The sequence below is a fragment of the Alteromonas sp. KUL17 genome (assembly GCF_006538305.1).
Lineage (GTDB): Bacteria > Pseudomonadota > Gammaproteobacteria > Enterobacterales > Alteromonadaceae > Alteromonas > Alteromonas macleodii.
Genome location: NZ_BJKJ01000002.1, coordinates 303,016 through 321,902, shown reverse-complemented (window position 1 = coordinate 321,902; position 18,887 = coordinate 303,016). Strand labels below are relative to the sequence as shown.

Genomic DNA, 18,887 nt, shown 5'->3' with positions numbered 1-18,887 from the left:
AACTTATGCTCAATCCACGGATTTATTACCGACGCAATCGCCATTCTAGAGAAGTGGTAAAATTTAGACATAGACAAAGCTATAAGAGTTAGAAAGCAATATCGTTCTGGCGGCAAATTTGCCAGGCTATATAATCAAAAAGAGCAAAATTATGATATCGCTAACGGAAGAGTTAATAGCTGTGTTGATTTTGGTGATCAACAACGCCCTGTAATGAATTCTTGGATATGTCAAGAGTGCAGAAGATGTTGCTATCGTTATTGAGGTCGCTACAAATTGACAGGACTTAAAATCCTGATTACTGAGAATAGAGATGCACATCAACACTCAGAAATCGCCCTGAAAAGTCACTGGGTAGCTCAAGATGGCGTTTGCAGAAAACACAGTTAGCTACAATTTAAATACTAAATTTATGTATGGTAAACAGTGAACTGGTTTACCCGATGGGTGAGCTTGCGCGAAATCTCTTGCATTTATTATGCTATATACGGTCGGCATAATTACAACGTGACGCCACGAAAAATCTAGTGTGCCCACCAGCATATCTGCTTAAGACAAGAACACAGCTATTTACTAACGAAATTGAATAATCTATAAGATGGAATGAATCTGGAACCTTGGGCGTTGAATCATGGTTGAAAATAAAGCTGAAGCAAACCAAGGTGGGTTTGTAGAAGCCAATCAGGGTAGACGCACCATTTTACGATTTAATTTCATCTTTTATTTACCCAAGTTCTGCGCAACATGCACTGGTACCCTTTTCTTTATTTAGCGATATTCACGAGCAATTTAACTTTTTAATGTCGGGTGGTCTGTGTGATTTGGACTACACTAAAAGAATGGTGGCCATTTTTATATCTTTGCTATCTAACAATTTAGCACTCGCGGGAGTACGATGAGCTTACAGAAATACCAAGAGCCCCCGTTATTTGAACAGCATGGTTCGGCTGAAAGGCGGTTCCTTCAGCTTATTAGTGCCTTGCCAAAGGTATCGGTGCAAGGTTATGACAAGCACCGAAAAGTTATCTACTGGAATAAATCAAGTGAAGACATGTATGGCTTTCGTGAGTGCGAAGCACTAGGTCAAAAACTTGAAGATCTCATCATTCCCTCGTTCATGAAAAGTGAAGTGATAAAGCTACATCAGCGATGGATAGATTACGGTGAGGCAATTCCTTCAGACGAACTCGTGCTTGAGAAGAAAAGTGGCGAGCCTATCCATGTTTTCTCATCTCACGTTATGCTGAAAGAAGGCACAGATTCACCCGAAATGTATTGTGTGGATATTGACCTGAGTGAGCAGCACAACATCCGGCAAGAACTTGAGCGAATGGCATCCACAGATTTGTTAACCGAGTTGCCTAATCGACGCCTGTTAGAGCAGTTTTTGACGTCGTCCATCGAGGATGCATCGCGCAATGAGTCTGGCTTCGCTTTGTTTTTCATTGACTTAGATATGTTCAAAGAAGTTAATGACACGCTTGGGCATACCTGGGGTGATGAATTACTGCGCTCTGTTTCTAAGCGGCTGTCAGATTGTCTGAGCGAACAAGGCTTACTGGCTCGGTTCGGTGGAGACGAATTTGTTTTTGTCGCCACACAAGTGACTTCTGAAAATGAAAGTGCTGACATTGCTAAGAAACTTACTGAGTGTTTTAAGCAGAGCTTCGCACTTAGCACTGAAAACGTGCATATCACTTCAAGTATCGGTATTAGTATGTACCCTAAAGACGGAAGTGAGATTGATGATCTTCTGAAAAATGCAGACGTCGCAATGTATCAGGCGAAAGCTGAAGGGCGAAACCGTTTTCATTTTTTCACCCACGCTTTAAGTCAGAAAGTTCGACAACAGCGAAGTATCGCAGCTTATCTCCATGAGTCTTTGGTTAACGATGAGTTTGAACTCTTGTATCAACCTCAAATCGATTTGCTCACTGGAAAAGTGGCATCGTGTGAAGCGCTGTTAAGGTGGCGTCCTAAAGATGAGGATAGGGCTGTTCCACCCAATATCTTCATCCCCATCGCTGAGCGCAGTGAGTTAATTGTTCACATTGGAAATTGGGTGTTAGAAAAGGCGTGCAAACAGGCACAGTTATGGAAAGAGCAGGGCATTAATATTCGCGTTGATATCAATGTTTCAGGAAAAGAGTTAGAGCAGAATGCTTATTTCGAACGCCTAAGGGAGTGTCGAGAGCGGCACGGTTTAATGCCTAAAGATATTGGGTTAGAGCTTACCGAAAATGTGCTTATTAAGTCTGACAATACGATTTTAGAGAATTTGAGAGCGCAACGCGACCAGGGCGTTGAAATATCGATTGATGACTTTGGTACGGGTTATTCTTCGCTTAGTTATTTAAAACAGTTTCCCGTTAGCCACTTAAAAATAGATCGTTCATTTTTAAGAGGTGCACCGGAAAATGCCTACGATAGCGCGTTAATGGAGGCTATCGTGAATGTTGGTCACAAACTCGATTTAAATATTGTTGTTGAAGGCGTGGAAACTCAAAATCAATCGAACTACTGCAAGTCTCTTAACGTTGAATATGTGCAAGGCTTTCTGTATTCAAAACCCATTAGCTCTGACGCCATTATAAAGCTGCTTAACGATCAGTAAATGCGGTTAAAAGGAGGTGTATATGAAAGAGATTTTCACAACACCGCCTTAAACGTTTCATTGAATCGACGCACAATTAAGTCGTATAAAGCGCGGGGGCTCACATAAAGCGTCAATACTTATCCTGACGTTCAGTGCCTCAGACCAGCGAGCTTACACTTAGTACATTGTCCAAAGTGAGGGTTTAGAAAAGTAATAGCCTTGTTGGTGTTCAACGTCTAGTTTGCTCAGTGCAACAGACTCAGCCTCGTTTTCTACCATTTCCGCAATAACATGGATATTAAGGCCTTTCGCAATATTGATAAGGCTAGAGACAAATAACTGATTATCTTTGTTGGTATGAATTCCCTGGGTTAGCCGTCCCGAAAGCTTAACGAATTGAGGCTGAATTGCCCTTAAACCCGCAAGCGAGGCAAAGTTATCGCCAAAGTGTTCTATGGTAATTCTACAGCCCAGCTGTATGAGTTGACGGCAAAAGTTTTCGGCTACTTCTCGATGGTGAATAAGCGCTGCATCTTCGACTTCAAAAATAAGTCTTGGGCATAGCGTTTCCCGGGTTCGAAGCTCTTCAATTAACCATTTTCTAAACTCGCCGTTGGCAATTGAGGCGTTACTAATATTTATAGCAACCTGATGAGACGTTACCGTTAGTTTTTTAAACACGATGCCTGCTACCAACTTATCGACTTGAGGAATAAGGTCCAATCGCTCTGATGCGGGGATAAGTTGCGCCATGGGTATAACATCATTGGTGTCTTTGTCTTTAAATCGAGCAAACGTTTCGTAATATGCTGGTGCGTTTCGCTCTACATTCATCACGGGTTGAATGAGAATATCGGCATATTGCTGCGACACGATGTAATTGAGGCGCTCACGCCATTTTGTATTGCTATGAACCTGAGACACTTCTGAAGAAAACTGCCATCCTTTTTGCGTTTTCATTGCCGCCATCAACGCACTGTCAGCACTTTCCATTACCTGCTGTAACGACATTTGGCTAGAAAAACGTGTTACGCCCATCCACGTTGCTTTGCTTCCATCTCGAAGTGGCGTGGCGTTTGCAAACTGCTTCGACATATTTTCTAACATCAAATCCCGTTCGTCCCGCCCCATAATTTCACTTATCAAGGCGAAATCTCCGCCTGATAACCGAAATACAAAGCCACTTTTGCAATTGTGCTTCGCCTCATGCACAAGAAGGTCCGCGATAGATTTTACATAATTGTCACCAGCTAACATGCCCAACTTAGTATTTATAGTGGTAAGTTGAGCGAGCCTGATGAGAATAAGCTCTTTTTCCTGGAAATTAGACGTGTCAGACAACAGCGCGCGAGTGTGTCGCTCGAATGCACTGCGGTTCGACAACTTCGTCAATGTATCTTTATTGGCTTCTGTTTTGAATCGCTCAGATTGCTGAGCAATGTCATTAAATTTTAATGCTAACGACGTGGTTAGGGTGTTCACTGTGCTGGTAAGTTGGCGGTAATCTGTTGTAAACGCATTTACCTGCGAGGGGGTGAAGTCGTGGCTATTTATCTCATTAAGCTTCTTAATGGTGTTGGCAATGGGGCGCCTAGCAAATTTGGTTACCGTGACGATATATAGCGCGAGGGCGAAAAATAGCCCACAAAAGATAACAGCATTTTTGATGAGAATAGCGGTGATTTCAGTGTAAATATAAGACGTGTCTGACGTAACTAACAAATAACCATCATTGTTCGAAAAAGGAATTTTCTTGTTAACGGCAGGTGCGGAATCCAGCTGTAAGTACCAATTAGGAACAATAGTGTTAGGCGAGCGCTCGTACTTCGCAAACACATTTCCTTCGACATCAATGACTTTTGCTGCAGATAAAAACGGCTGCAATACCATTTGGCGAAGCATGGCATCAATCATTGATTGCTTCGACTGAGAAGACATGGCAGAGGTTTGTAAGACGGTTGTTTCGTAACGCAGCCGTGCTTCTTCAGCTTCTTGCTCGATTGACACTGAAGTGCGAGATTTTATTTCGCTTAGCTCAATACTCGACAACACCGTAAATGCTAAAAGCATAAGGGCAAAAACGCCCAAATTAATTTGACTAGACAGCTTCATTGCTAGCAGTTAGCTCCTTTAACTGAGAAATTTATTATTCGCCTCAACCAAATCGAGTACTATCACTTTGATTGAGGCTTTTGTTATACCCGCCAATAGTGCCTAAGCGGCGAATAATAAATGTACTGCAAAACATAGAGTTAAGCGAGCAATTAAAGCCCAGAATAATGAAGCAAGCGCTGTTTATTAGCTACTCACCTTTCGTCTAACCACCAGGTTTTGTTCGGAGCTTCGCCTGCACCCTTAACCGGAACAACTTCGCCAAAGATAGGAATACTGGTGGGAACACCCTTAGCACCAGCAAGGTCTGTGATTTTTATTAAAGGCTCATTCCAATTATGTAGTGCTAAATCAAAGGTACTGTTGTGCACGGGCATCATGACACTAGCTTGAATATCAATATGGGCTTGCAAGCTCTCTTCAGGCAGCATGTGAATGTCAGACCATAGCTCGTTGTATGCGCCGGTTTCAATCATCGATAAATCAAACGGACCGTACTTTTCACCAATGGCTTTAAATCCGTCAAAATAGCCCGAGTCACCGCTGTAAAAGATGTTGGTATTTGCAGATTTGATAACCCAACTTGCCCAAAGAGTTTCGTCTCTATCAAATAAGCCCCGCCCTGAGAAATGCTGAGACGGTGTGGCCACTATTTCAATGTCGCTCACTTTTGTATTTTGCCACCAATTTAGCTCAACAACTTTATTTGCATCCACACCCCAGTCACGTAAATGATTGCCAACTTTTAGCGGTGTAATAAACACGTCGACTTTGTTTTTTAGTATTTCAATACTGCCCTTATCTAAATGGTCGTAATGGTCATGACTTATGATAACGGCATCTAATTTAGGCAAGTCTTCCAGTGAAATTGGCGCTTGGTGGAAACGCTTGGGTCCCATCCATTGGACGGGAGAAGCACGCTCACTAAAGACCGGGTCGATCAATATATAACGCTCGGCAAGTTTCAATAGGGTAGTAGAGTGGCCCAGCTTTATCACGCTGTCTTCTGCAACTGCGTCAAGCATTTGTGGTGTAAGTGCCGACACGGGTATGTCAAACGTTGGCGTTGCAGCATCTCTATTGTCACGAAAATACGCTTTGGTGACTTTCCACATGTCTCGCCACGTCGTTTTATATTCAATATGAGTATTAGTGAATTTTTCAGGTTGCGGCGCGCTTGCAGCAAGGGTGTTTGAAGAACCACAGAAAGATGTCATAAATAAAACTCCAACAAGAAAGCGTGTGCGATTAAAAACGGGCATGCTCTCACCTTAAATAAAAAAGTATACTGCACAGTGTAGTTTACCCATAATAAACTAATTTTGTTAAAAGTAAACTGGTGGGTGTAGTTTTTGTTGAGAAGGATAGATTGCAGCTAAGCGATAGTATGCAGCCAGCATGAGTAGACTCTCCTCATGCTGGCTGTTAACAATATTAGGTCCGCACCGTTTTTGTGCTACCTACACGAACTAGCGCACAACTAATCGAATTTGTTGTGCGTACTTTTTATTCTGACTTAATACCGTGGAACGTACAGTGCAGCACAGGCAATATAAGCAGTGTAAGTACGGTGGCAACGGTCAGACCAAATACAATAACAACTGCCATTGACGCGAAGAACGCATCAGAAAACAGCGGGATCATACCCAGTATGGTGGTGATGGCTGCCATTGAAACGGGACGTACACGAGATACTGACGCGGCTACTACGGCATCGAATGCGCCACTGTTACCCTTTGCCTGTACGTTTATTTCTTCCATTAATACGATCCCGTTTTTAAGCACCATACCAATAAGGCTTAAGCTGCCGAGCAGTGCCATGAATGTAAAGGGTGCACCAACTAACACCAAGCCGCCAATAATGCCGATAGTGGTGAGGGGAATTACGCCCCATATCGCCAACGCCTGACGAAGCTTGCCAAACAGCAAAACGGTGATAATGAACATACCTAATATACCAATAGGCATACTTGCAAATAGAGCGCTTTGCGCGTCTGTTGATGTCTCATATTCGCCGCCCCATTCAATGTGGTAGCCATCAGGCAGTTGAAGCTCTTCTACAAGAGGGCGAACTTTAGCTTGCACGCTCGCAGCTGTCTCACCGGATAAAGGCATGGGCTCTGCATAAACCGCCAGCATCCGCACCCGGTTGCGGCGTTTGATGATAGGGTTATCAAGCGATACATCCACATTGCTGATAACATCAGCCATGCTTATATATTTACCTTGTTCTTGGCTCCATACGTTGAGTGAGGCGAGGTTATCTATGTCATAGCGCTGGTTTGGATCGTTGCGCATGACGATAGGTATTAAATCACTACCTTCGCGGTAAAGGCCCACAGTTTCACCTTCATTGTTCAGTAAAAATGCGGTGTGAACGGCATCTCGCGTTACGCCGATACGCCTGGCTTGTTCTTCCAAAAACACAGGTTCAACAAATGGGACTTTGTTGCTCCACGACAAGCGAACGCTGTCCATGGTTTTCTCTGCTTGAAATATGGCTTCAATGTCGCTGCTAATCTCACGCAAAACTTCAGGCTCTGGTCCGTAAATTCTCGCTTCAATTGCCGCTTTTGCAGAAGGGCCTACTTGAAGTGCTTTTACCTTGTATTGCACATTAGGGAAGTCTTCTCGCACCAGCTCGATAATTTCTCGCATACGAGCGTCACGAGACTCAACCGTATCAGTTTCAACGATAAGCTGACCATAACTGGCGTATCTGTCTTCTGGCGCATAGGTGAGGGTAAGGCGCTGTGCTCCACCGCCAATAACGCTTGTTACGTTGGCGATATTCTCCATGCCTAACACGTTGTTTTCTAAGCGACGAATAGACTGCTCGGTGGTTAAGATGTCGCTACCTTCAGGCAACCATAAATCGACGAAAAACAGCGGTGTGGATGAATCTGGGAAAAATGCATTTTTTACGAATTTACCTGAAGCCATGCTGCCTACTAATGCAACAAGTACCAGTACAATTGTCACGTAACGATGATTGATAGCAGCAGTAAGCACACGCTTGTATACCGTAAAAATAATGCCCTTATATGGGTCGTCATCTTCGTCATTAGCTCCGCGCTCTTTTTCAGTTTTAAACAGTAAGTCGAAAAAGAAGGGGGTAATGGTAAGTGCGGTGATCCAACTTAAGAAAAGCGAAAAGCACAGTACCCAGAAGAGGGAGCCGACGAATTCACCTGTGGCATCTGGCGATAGACCAATTGGCGCAAAAGCGGTGATGGCAATCACAGTCGCGCCAAGCAGCGGCAACCCATTTTGCGATACCACGTCTTTTGCCGCCTGAAGTTTGGTTTGCCCTTTTCTCACACCAATCAACATGCCTTCGGTTACCACGATGGCGTTGTCGACCAACATGCCAAGAGCAATAATAAGCGCACCCAAAGAGATTTTTTGCAACTCAATGCCTTTTACCGACATCAATATAAAGGTGCCGAGAATGGTAAGCACAAGAATGAGCCCCATCAGAACGCCACTGCGCCAGCCCATGAAAAGTAGCAGCACGAAAATAACGATGGCCACGGCTTCAACAAGGTTAATAAGAAAGCCAGTTACAGAATCGTCGACCACTGTAGGCTGGTTATAAACGGTATCCAGCGTCATACCCAGGGGCATACGCTGCTCTAGCTCGGCAATTTTGCTATCAAGTCGTTTACCTACATCAACTACATTTACCGCCGACGCGAACGATACACCAATTGACAGGGCCGGCGTGCCAGAACTGTGATAAAGGATTGAAGGGGTATCGTTAAGCTTGCGCTCAATAGTCGCAATATCTGTTAAGCGAATAAGGCCGCTTGCAGGTGAGCCAATTACCACCTGACCTAACGCCTCTAGGTTATCAAATTCGCCAGTGGGCTGTATGGACAGGCGCTTGCCCTGAACCTTAATCGAACCCGCGTTGCCCACTACATTTTGCGCGGTTAAAAGGCCAGCAATGGATTCTGCAGAAACATTAAGGGTTTTCATTTTATCGTGATCTAACGACACAATAATCTGTTCATTAACGGTACCGGCAATAGATACCTTTTTTACACCATCAACAAGCTGAATCTCTCGCTGCATTAAATCTGCAAAGTCTTCCATTTGCTTAAGGGAGTAGTCTTCGCTTTTAAGGGTAAGCAGCAGGCCAAAAACGTCACCAAAGTCATCATTCACAATAGAGGTGCTGGTGCCAGGTGGCAGTGATGATTGTGCATCGCCCACTTTACGGCGCAAGTTGTCCCAGTATTGCTCTAGGTCCTTGGCCTGGACACTGCTTTTAAGCTCAACGGTAATTTGTGATAGCCCAACCATGTTTACTGAGCTGATTCGTTTTACGTTGGGTATACGCTGAATCGCCTTTTCTAGCTGCAGCGTTACTTCTTCCTCAACTTGCTCAGGCGTTGCCCCTGGGTATTGAGTAATAACCAGAGCATTTCTAATGGTGAATTCGGGAAACTCTAGCTGACCTAAGCCAAGAAAAGTCACAATGCCGCCAACACCCAAGATGATGGCGACCATCCAGCTTATTACTTTTTGACGAAAAAAATACTCGACCATGGCTTATAGGCCCCCTTCTTTCGTCCACTCCGTAACAGCTTGGCCTTCTTTTACAAGATGAGCGCCAGCAGCAACGATTTTATCATCGTCGTTTAGCGGGCCTTCAACTAACAGACCGTTGGAAATACCGCGCGTAATCATCACTTCTACTGCTTCTACGGTGCCCTTCGTCGCGTCACTATCACTGGGCTTAAAACGCCATACAATCGCTTTGTCTGGATCTGCATTGTCGGTAACCACCGCACCAAAAGGTACTAGCCAAAGCTTTGCGTTAGACTCAATAAGTTTCGACATATCAAGTAATACGGTGGCGCTCATGCCCGCTAGAACATTGATGTCGTCTGGTTCTGGCAGAGTAATTGTTACCTCATAGCTAAGCTCGCCTTGTCGCGTGGTGCTTTCGTGATCCTTATACATGGCCGCGTAACGCTTGTCTGGCATACCTGAAAAGCTCACCCATGCCATTTCAGATGTACGATTCTCACGGGCTCGTGAGCGATCAATCATACGCATTTTTTGCTCTGGCAATTGAAACGTAACGTCGATTGCACCCGGCATATGAAGCTCGGCAATGGTTTGCTGCGGTACAATGACTTGGTAATTTTCAACAGGAACAGACGCTATAAGCCCCGCAAACGGTGCGCGAAGCTCCGTATAGCTTAGCTGGTCCTGTGCGTTGGTCAGACTGGCTTTAGCGGCTAAAAAATTGGCTTTCGCTTCATCAAAAGTAGAGCGGCTTACGGCACCTTTTTCAACCGAGGCTTCCATACGTTCGAACATAGCCGATGAAACATCAAATTGAGATTGGGCGGTGGCGAGCTGTGCCTTTGCGTCTCTATCATCAAGTCTAGCGATAAGCTGGTTCTCTTTAACTTCTTCACCAGCTTTTACTTTGAGTTCTTGGAGTTTGCCGCCGATGCGAAACGAAAGGTTCGAATATTCAGCCGCTTCCACTTGCCCCGGGAATTTAGCGATGGTTTCGTCTGAGTGCTGCACTTTATAAAGCGTTACCGGTGTTGATGAGACTGCTTTGGGAGGCGTGGGGGCTTCTTCACACGCACTTAATCCAGCGAGTGCAGTAAATACCATCACAGTGCGCAGGGCTAAGCTGTGAAAGAGACTTTTTTCAGACAACATGGTAACTCTCCATTTAAATAGACCACTTTTTATTCCCACTAAGGCAATGGGTTATCTTGTACAAGGCGCGTGTTAACTTCTGAACGTGAAAGATAAAAAGCCAATATACGACAAGTTTGATATACATACAGGTTATAGCGCTTTTTTCCCTTTTCGATCAGCTTTTTGTTTATTTTTACAAGGCGATAGTATGCTACCGCCCATAAATATTCGTAAGTGTCCGGTCACTATCAGACAATTACCCTCTCGAAATACCGCCGGCTAGTTCGCAATTTACCCTAATCAGGTTTCTCATCGGGCGCGAGGTTTTCAGCATAGCCTTTAGGCGGTGGAGTCCAGCCACGCATTTTCGAATGCTTGTCGTGTAAATCTGCTTTTAGCGCATTTTCGATTAGCGACTCAAGTTCAATAAAGAGTTTCAGATAATTATTGTCTACTCGTTCTCCGCTGGCCTCATCCGCCCACGCGTGATACAGCACATCGTTTTGCTGAGCCTCAATGTTTTTATACGCCATTTTTTGCCGTTCAACTTGGAAAGGGTGAATATTGAGTGAGCGAAGTGCCTCTGCGCCCATCTCAAGAGCGCTGTGGTACGTTTCAGATACCACAAAATCTGCGCCCAACTGGCGCAAGCGATACCCATGACCGCGGTCAAAGGCACGCGCAAGCACTTTAATGTTAGGAAATGCGTGCTTGGCGTATTTCACCATTTCGGCAGCGGTTTCTTTATCGTCTATAGCAATAACTAATAGCGATGCTTCATGGGCGCCAGCAGTATGCAAAATGTCTGGTTTAGATGCATCGCCAAAATAGGCTTTGGTGCCAATCCGTCTGATAAGGTCTATTTGCTCAGAGCGAATATCAAGCACAACGGTATTTACATCGTTGGCCACTAGAAGACGGTTAATGATTTGTCCAAAGCGCCCAATTCCAGCAATAACGACGGTGCCTTTCTCGTCAATCTCATCTTCAGCTCGCTGTGATTTCGCGTTTTTGTAGCGAGGAATGATGGCCTTGTCGAAAAGAATAAAAAGTCCTGGCGTTAGGAACATTGAAATGGCAACAACCAGCGAGAGAACAGAAATAATGTCGCTGGGAAGCACATAGTTTTGCGAGGCAAAACTTAATAGCACAAAGCCAAATTCACCCGCCTGAGCAAGGCTTAGTGTGAACAGCCATTTGTTAGTGCCTTTTATTTTAGAAATTAAGGCGATGATAAACAGCACAATGGCTTTCACAAGCATAACAGCTACGGTTAGCCCTGCTATTAGCATTGGGCTCTCACTAAGTACAGAGAAGTTAATGCCTGCGCCTACCGTTATAAAAAAGAGGCCTAACAGTAAGCCTTTAAACGGCTCGATATTAGCTTCAAGTTCATGCCTGAATTCACTGTTTGCTAAAACTACACCAGCCAAGAATGCACCAAGGGCGGGAGAGAGACCTACAAGTCCCATTAGTGCTGCAATTCCTATAATGAGCATGAGCGCAGTGGCGGTAAAAATTTCCCGTAAACCCGATGCAGCAACAAACTTAAATAAGGGGCGACTTAAGTAGTGTCCTCCGATGGTTAAAAAGGCAATTGAGCTAATGATCACAAGACCTGAAGCCCATGGGGCAAGCCCTTCAACTAAATTAAAGCTATCGTGTGACCCTGTATCGCCGCCATGTGCATTTCCTGCTTCGACCAGTTCGGGTATGGCAAGGAGGGGGATAAGCGCAAGCATGGGAATAACCGCGATATCCTGAAACAGCAGTACAGAAAAAGCGCTTTTGCCTCCTTCCGTTTTTTGCAGCCCTTTTTCTTGCAACGTTTGTAAAACAATGGCGGTTGAAGAAAGGGCGAATATAAGGCCTATTGTAAGGGCAATGCTAAAAGGCTGATCAAGCAATATGGCTACGCCTGTGATAAGGGCGGTGGTTAACGCTAACTGAAGGCCGCCCAATCCCATTAATTTTGACTTCATCGCCCACAGCGAGCGAGGTTCTAGTTCTAGCCCAACCAAAAACAGCATCATGACTACACCGAATTCAGCAAAATGCTGAATTGCAACAGTTTCGTCACCAACAAGGCCAAATATCGGGCCAATCACTAGCCCTGCTATTAAATAGCCTAGTACAGACCCTAATCCAAGACGCTTCGCAATGGGCACTGCAATTACGGCGGCGACCAGATAGATAAATGCATATAGAAAATAGCCAGTCACATTAATCTCCTTGAGGTGTACAAAGGTCTGCGAGATTCTCGATGTGCTTTGCTTTTTCTAGATTCAGGGTGTTAGTGGTCAATTTGTTTAGCAAGGTTGTCCACTTGCCTCTATGTTCAGCAACGCGATGCTCTTCTTGCGCAGTACGAGAGCCAAAGATCGCAAAAGGAGCAATGTAGGTCATGTGCGTGATCTGAGCCATTTGCTCTAAAGGCTGGAGCAGTTGCCTGATGGTGAAATGATTAAAGCCATCAGTTTGATAGGCTTCTTCCTTACCGCCTGCACTTAATGCGCAAAGAAATAATTTATCTTTAAGTGCAGTGCCTTCATGCCCATAGGCAAAACCATATTCCAACACTAAATCTTGCCATTCTTTTAAGATTGAAGGTGTGGAATACCAGTAAAGTGGAAACAGAAAAACAACGACATCGTGGTCGATTAAACGCTGCTGCTCCCGTTCAATATCAATATTGAAATCTGGATACTCTGCATACAAGTCAACAGCAGTAACGTGTTTATTCATTTTTGCTTCGTGAAAAAGCGGCACATTTACTTCTGAACGGGTTTGCGCGGGGTGGGCAAAGAGAACCAGTACTTTCTTACTTTTCTTGGTGCTCTCTACATTGCTTTCAATGATGTTCTCGTCAGTCATACATTTCTACTCAGTGCTACAGCCAGCTCTCGTTGAGCTATAAGGAGCCGTTGATTTTTGATGTGCAAAACACGGCAAAGGTCAAAAGACCCTAGGTTATTCATTAATTCAATCTGTACGTTTAGAGCAAATGAGAATGTGTTTTTCCTCAAAGTTATAAGGTTACTAATATTTATTAGGTTGAAAAAAGTAACCTGATTACCATTATATACTTTTGAACAAAATAGCTTTGAAAATGACGAAAAAAAAGCGTCAGAAAAAGCGCAACTTTCAAACTTTGCTTAGAACAGTATAAACATGAAAACATCAGTAAAAACACTCGCACTTGCATTATCGTTACTTTCACCTTTTGCATCGCTTTCCACTTATGCTCTGCCTCAAGGCAGTGAACTCAAAGCTGGGGCTGCGGTTTGGAATCTGTTTGATGATGCAGACCGTTACGCATTGCATGTGGCTTATGTTCACAAACCGCTCGAATCATTTTACGGAATTCGACCAACAGTTCTCTTGGTAAACGCAGATCAAGGCCAACACTATTTCGCTGCGGGGTTAGCAAAAGACGTCTACAAATACAATGACTTTTCAGTACGCGTTGCCTTTCACGCGGGCATTGTTGATGAATCTGAAAATTTAGGTGACACCATTGAATTCTATTCATCACTTTCCGGACTCTACAATTTTTCTGAATCATTTTCGCTAGAAGCTGAAATTGGCCACATTTCTAACGGCGGGCTAGGGGACACGAACCCTGGTTCAGAATCGTTTGTATTAAGTGCTCACTACCATTTCTAATCTCGCCTAAACAAGTTGTGCCTAGTTCGTTCGTTAAACAGCCCGCTTAAAACGCGGGCTGTTCATTTTTGGCAAAGACTTTTTTAACTTAACTTTCTGTCGGGCAAGGTGCGCCGCCGTTAATCCAAACCGACATTGCCTTAGCAAACTGTGCATGTGTCCCAGGAGCAGGTGTTCTGCCTGGGCCGGGGTTCCATGCCCATCTCACTAATGGATCATCACTGACATGATGCTCAAATTCTTTTTTAAACGTTTTCATGTCATCTCTTCCCCCACGTTGAGCAAGAAAAGAGTTCAAACGTGGGTTTAACCAATTGTTGCATAATTTTGAGGGTGTCATGTCGCTGCCAATAATCATGGTAGGAGGCGGCATGTGCCACACGAAACCTGGCATAAGGTCGTTTGCTGCACCAGGCGGCCTGCCGGGTTCACGCGCATTTTCATCTTGGTGACATCCGCGGCAGTTTACGGGGTGCGTTTCGCCAACCTGAACAAACTTTCCATCTTGCACCGCCATTTTCAAGTTATTCACAGAGGTAATGTTCATAGGGTGGGGGACGCTGTTGTCGCCCACTGTCGGTCGGTGAGCGCCATCTTCAATAACACCGTGACAGTTCACACACCGTGGATGTGTTGCTACATCGAACAAGTAGTTAAATGCTGTCGTTGGGTTAGGATCTTGCTGATAAGCCTCAAAAGCAGGTGTTGATTTAGCTGCTTTTGAAGTGCTAGCGGTCAAATTATTATGGTCGCTATCGTCATTTTTATTTGCAATACACCCACTCAGGACGAATGATGAGAGAGCACCAATTAATAGGACTGTTATCATTTTCATCATACTGCCCTCATGCTTTTAGTGCTGCGGTAACGTGTTGAGCAAGCATGGGCAAATGACGTAGCCGTACACCAATAGCTTGGTACACGGCATTGCCGATAGCCGGCGCGACACCAATAACGCCTGGTTCACCCAGTCCTACTGGAAACTCCTCACTTTCAACAAGTTCAATATCCATCTCTGGAACATCGTTCATACGTAGAGGAAGGTAGGTATGTAAGTTTGTTTTTGAAACCTGACCGTTTTTCACTTCGTTATGTTCAAACAGTGCCAAACTCAGTCCCCACAGCAGTGAACCTTCAAGTTGTGCCATCGCGCCATCTGGATGAATAACAATACCAGCATCAGACACAACCCATAACTTCTTAACCGTTATCTTTCCAGTGCGCTTATTAACGTGAACATGAGCTGCAGTCGCGAGCCAAGCTGGCATAGTGCGTTCTTGACCTGCACTTACGCTATAGCCAATGCCTTCATCAGCACCAAGTTTAACTTTCGCAATCTTTTTCTTAAGAATTTCAAGCGTATTGGCAAGTCGTGTGGCACCGCCGAAACTTTCAGGCGCTTTGCCCCCTTGTTTACCTTTACCATCTAACATAGCAAGTCTGAAGTCGACGGGGTCTTTGTTGGCTTTCACTGCCACTTCGTCAATAAATGATTCTAAGCCCCATACAATCCAACCTTGACCTACCGAACGCAGCCAACCTGGCGTAAACGTATCTTGCGCTACCTTATTGTTAACCGCGCGTGCGCGATGGTGAGACATGGTGTACCAGTGGTCGGCACCAGATGCCGAAAACATATCGACTTTCCCTTCACCGTTTACTCCTGGTGCTAGAAATCCTGGTGCCATTTTTAGTGTTGGCCAGCCTGCCGCTAGCGCATGCTCCATGCCTAAAAACTGATTATTTTCATCGAACGACGCATTAAACAGTGAAGTAGAGGCAGAGCGGGGTTGATCAAATAATGTATCATCCGGGCGCATGAATACCAGTTTGACTGGCTGGCCAGCAGCTTTAGCTGTAAGCAAAGCAGGAACAACCCAATCACCAAAAAGGCGTCGCCCAAAGCCACCGCCAAGATAATACTGGTGAAGGACCACATCACTTTCTGGGACCTCTGCGGCTTTAGCTACAGTAGGAAGTGTTAGGCTCTGCCACTGGTTACCCGTATGTATATGCCATTTACCACCTTTAAATTCAGCAATGGCGTTAAGTGGTTCTAGCTGGAAATGATTGGCAGTCGCTGTGGTGTATAAAGCTTCAATGGTTTGTGCCGCTTTTGTTTGCGCCAGCTCTATATTTCCTTCGTCTACAAAAACGGTGCCTTCCTTACGATCGCGTACAATTCTTTCGCCTTCTTTTTGTATATCAGCTTCAGAAACATTAGCTGTTTTACCGGCGTTATAGCCGACTTTCACCATATCAACGGCTTTAATCGCTGTGGGGTAGTCTGTAGCCAATACAGTAACCCAACCTTCGATAGTACCGCTCGGATCGGTAAGCACTTTATAACCTTTATATCCCGGTAGACTCTTAGCCTTACTGTCGTCGACATTTGTTACTGTACTGCCATAACGAGTCGGAGGCAGAATGGGGCGTGCATAAAGCATGTTTTCCACTTCCACATCAATGCCGTATACCGCCGTACCGTTAGTTTTAGGCGGGATGTCGAGTGCTTTGTAGTCTGCGTTAACACCGATAAGGTGGCGTTTTTTACCCGGTTTAATTGGCAATTCAGCAAGCTCATCTGCACTGAATGTTTTGTCTACTTTGCCATTCGCTACGATATCGCCGTAGCTAATTTTTTTGTTACCTGAGATAACAAAGCCTTTTTCTGCCTTACAACTATCGGCAGGCACGCCAAGTAGCTTCGCACCTGCATCAATTAACACCATGCGGCCAGCGGCGCCCGCCTGAGACATTGGCTTGTAAGTATGGAAAATTGACCAAGAGCCGCCTGTTACCATGTAGCCCCATTTCGGGTCTGTATCAACGTGAACTATAGACACTTTCTCCCAGTCGCACTCAAGCTCATCAGCCAAGATTCTAGCGATTGGCGTGCCGATATGCTGACCCATTTCCGCTTTGGCTATGTTGACGGTAACGTTGCCATCTGTATCCATTTCAAACCAGATATTTGGTGAAAACTGTTTAGTTTCAATACTTTCTTTCGCTGATAACAGAGATGGAATAGCGGCAGCACCAAATGCCATGAATAAAGACGTTTTCACTGATCCCACCATAAAAGACCGGCGAGATAAGTTGATCATGTCTTTCTTTTCTTGAGAGATATTTTTCATGCTCATGCGTTTTCCCCTTCTGATGAAGCGGTTGGATCAAAGTATTGAACAGAAGACGTTGCAGCGCGCTTAATCGCCTTTTTTATGCGCGCGTAAGCCATACAGCGGCAATAATTGGTGCTCATGTGATTAACAATATCTTGGTCGCTCGGGTTTGGATTTCTATCTAGCAATGTCGCTGCTTGCATGATTTGGCCAGACTGGCAATAGCCACACTGAGGAACCTGCTCTTCTACCCAAGCAGATTGCAGCGGATGCGCGTTGTTGAAGCTTTCAATAGTGTTTACGTTCTTATCTTTAGCTAACGAAACGGGATAGGAGCAAGAGCGAATAGCGTTACCATCAATATGTACCGTGCATGCGCCACACATCGCTACACCGCACCCAAACTTGGTACCTTTTAGTCCAAATTCATCGCGTATTACCCAAACGAGAGGCGTATCTGATGCAGCATCTGTCTGCACTCTTTTTCCATTTAACGTAAATTCAATCATGGTTTGTGTCACCGTGAAGTTAATGTTTAATATGCTCTCGCCAAGGCGCTGTACTTGGTTTGAACGGTCTGTTTTGCCTGTTTTAATTGGTATTATTAAAATCTGGCCGCGCTGGCTCTCCCTTTAATAACCCCTCACTCCATAGACGCCCGAATGAACCTTTCGAATTGGAGTTAGACTAATTAACTAAAGGTATACTAGAGGCCAAACTTGCTTATGTGGTCTATTTTAGTTACCTTGTTCAAACAAACAATTAGTATACTTTTAGTAACTAGGTGGCTTTTTTAGGAAAATAGATGGAAAGTGAAATAAAAACAGACGCTAAGGGTAGAAAAACCGTTCTAAATACGTGTACAGAGCCTTGTGCTATAGAGCGTGGAATGCGCCTAATTGGTGGAAAGTGGACGGGTTCTATTATTTATCATCTCAAAGATGAGCCTGTTAGATTTAACGACCTGTGTAGAATGCTTGGCGGCGCCAGCCGGAAGATGGTCGATCAGCGCCTTAAAGAGCTGGAAAACAACGGTATGGTGATCCGCAACGTTATCGACTCTCGTCCAATTGCGGTTGCTTATAGTCTCACCGAGTTTGGGCGCTCAGCGCTAGATATTCTTGAACAGCTAAGAGTCTGGTCTGAAAACCACACGAATGATTAAATATCGCTAGCGGTGAGCATTTATCTCACCGCATTTGCTTTACAAAGTGCTAGACCGACACTAGCGGTAATCGAAGTACTTTTTCAACAAGCTCTCCGGCTTTTTCTTGGAAACCAACAAAGTGTTCAGTAGCTTCATGAGCATCAAGGGCATCCTGAGATTGCCATTTCTCCGTAATAACAAACACACCCTCTTCACATGCATGTAGGTCATACATCACTGCGCCGACTTCTTCTCGGCTTGATTTAACCAAGGGTAACAAAGCGTCTAAAAGTGCATCTTGTTGGTTTGGTTGAGAATAGATTACGACTGAAAACTCGATCATTTTACTGTCCTATTGAGAAAAAACGCTAACATAAGCAACTAAAGGAGCAATGGTTAGCGTTTAAAGCTGACTAGCAACTTTTTTCAGGTGAAAAGCAATCTCCACCATCAAATGCCTTTTACCGCTATGTCGCAGTTAGACGCTATCTAAGCCTTTTTCTTAGATGCATTTTTTAGCGAATGAAAAAAGTTAATCTATAATGACTTATACTAAAGTATAAAAGGGTGC

Annotated in this window: 13 protein-coding genes; 3 read left to right on the top strand and 10 right to left on the bottom strand. The window is 44.5% G+C overall.

All coding sequences use genetic code 11. From position 1 onward, the window contains the following. Positions 1 to 895: 895 nt before the first annotated feature. Positions 896 to 2,614, top strand: a complete 1,719-nt coding sequence (locus KUL49_RS03130) for an EAL domain-containing protein (protein ID WP_131136286.1) — start codon at positions 896 to 898, stop codon at positions 2,612 to 2,614. Positions 2,615 to 2,773: 159 nt separating this feature from the next. Here the strand turns inward: KUL49_RS03130 and KUL49_RS03125 are convergent, their stop codons facing one another. From KUL49_RS03125 to KUL49_RS03100, 6 genes are all read right to left on the bottom strand, one after another. Continuing rightward, complete coding sequence (locus KUL49_RS03125; protein WP_131136285.1) at positions 2,774 to 4,708, bottom strand: EAL domain-containing protein; 1,935 nt, start codon at positions 4,706 to 4,708, stop codon at positions 2,774 to 2,776. A 194-nt stretch (positions 4,709 to 4,902) separates the two neighbouring features. Next, positions 4,903 to 5,970 (bottom strand): MBL fold metallo-hydrolase, encoded by a 1,068-nt coding sequence (locus KUL49_RS03120; RefSeq protein WP_131136284.1) that lies wholly within the window; start codon positions 5,968 to 5,970, stop codon positions 4,903 to 4,905. A gap of 244 nt (positions 5,971 to 6,214) precedes the next feature. Beyond that, the gene (locus KUL49_RS03115) at positions 6,215 to 9,262 is read right to left on the bottom strand and encodes an efflux RND transporter permease subunit (RefSeq protein ID WP_131136283.1); all 3,048 of its coding nucleotides are present in this window, start codon (positions 9,260 to 9,262) and stop codon (positions 6,215 to 6,217) included. A gap of 3 nt (positions 9,263 to 9,265) precedes the next feature. Further along, entirely contained in the window at positions 9,266 to 10,399 is a 1,134-nt protein-coding gene (locus KUL49_RS03110; RefSeq protein ID WP_039225671.1) for an efflux RND transporter periplasmic adaptor subunit, read from the bottom strand. A gap of 278 nt (positions 10,400 to 10,677) precedes the next feature. Next, positions 10,678 to 12,603 (bottom strand): monovalent cation:proton antiporter-2 (CPA2) family protein, encoded by a 1,926-nt coding sequence (locus tag KUL49_RS03105; protein WP_131136282.1) that lies wholly within the window; start codon positions 12,601 to 12,603, stop codon positions 10,678 to 10,680. Between the two features lies 1 nt (position 12,604). Then, positions 12,605 to 13,255, bottom strand: a complete 651-nt coding sequence (locus tag KUL49_RS03100; RefSeq protein WP_131136281.1) for an NAD(P)H-dependent oxidoreductase — start codon at positions 13,253 to 13,255, stop codon at positions 12,605 to 12,607. Positions 13,256 to 13,552: 297 nt separating this feature from the next. Here KUL49_RS03100 and KUL49_RS03095 point away from each other — a divergent pair, with 297 nt between their 5' ends. Continuing rightward, positions 13,553 to 14,047, top strand: a complete 495-nt coding sequence (locus KUL49_RS03095) for an acyloxyacyl hydrolase (protein ID WP_131136280.1) — start codon at positions 13,553 to 13,555, stop codon at positions 14,045 to 14,047. An 88-nt stretch (positions 14,048 to 14,135) separates the two neighbouring features. Here KUL49_RS03095 and KUL49_RS03090 read toward each other — a convergent pair whose 3' ends face one another. From KUL49_RS03090 to KUL49_RS03080, 3 genes are read right to left on the bottom strand one after another with little or no spacing between them, the layout of a single operon-like run. Further along, complete coding sequence (locus KUL49_RS03090; RefSeq protein ID WP_131136279.1) at positions 14,136 to 14,885, bottom strand: hypothetical protein; 750 nt, start codon at positions 14,883 to 14,885, stop codon at positions 14,136 to 14,138. Positions 14,886 to 14,892: 7 nt separating this feature from the next. Further along, complete coding sequence (locus tag KUL49_RS03085) at positions 14,893 to 17,190, bottom strand: xanthine dehydrogenase family protein molybdopterin-binding subunit (RefSeq protein WP_131136278.1); 2,298 nt, start codon at positions 17,188 to 17,190, stop codon at positions 14,893 to 14,895. Beyond that, the gene (locus KUL49_RS03080; protein ID WP_014976187.1) at positions 17,187 to 17,678 is read right to left on the bottom strand and encodes a (2Fe-2S)-binding protein; all 492 of its coding nucleotides are present in this window, start codon (positions 17,676 to 17,678) and stop codon (positions 17,187 to 17,189) included. Before KUL49_RS03080 ends, KUL49_RS03085 begins: the two co-directional genes overlap by 4 nt. A gap of 296 nt (positions 17,679 to 17,974) precedes the next feature. Between KUL49_RS03080 and KUL49_RS03075 the strand changes: the two genes are divergently transcribed. Continuing rightward, positions 17,975 to 18,334 carry a helix-turn-helix domain-containing protein gene (locus KUL49_RS03075; protein ID WP_014949063.1) on the top strand — a complete coding sequence of 120 codons (360 nt, stop codon included), beginning with the start codon at positions 17,975 to 17,977 and terminating at the stop codon, positions 18,332 to 18,334. Positions 18,335 to 18,383: 49 nt separating this feature from the next. Here KUL49_RS03075 and KUL49_RS03070 read toward each other — a convergent pair whose 3' ends face one another. Then, the gene (locus KUL49_RS03070; RefSeq protein WP_014976188.1) at positions 18,384 to 18,659 is read right to left on the bottom strand and encodes a putative quinol monooxygenase; all 276 of its coding nucleotides are present in this window, start codon (positions 18,657 to 18,659) and stop codon (positions 18,384 to 18,386) included. Positions 18,660 to 18,887: the final 228 nt, after the last annotated feature.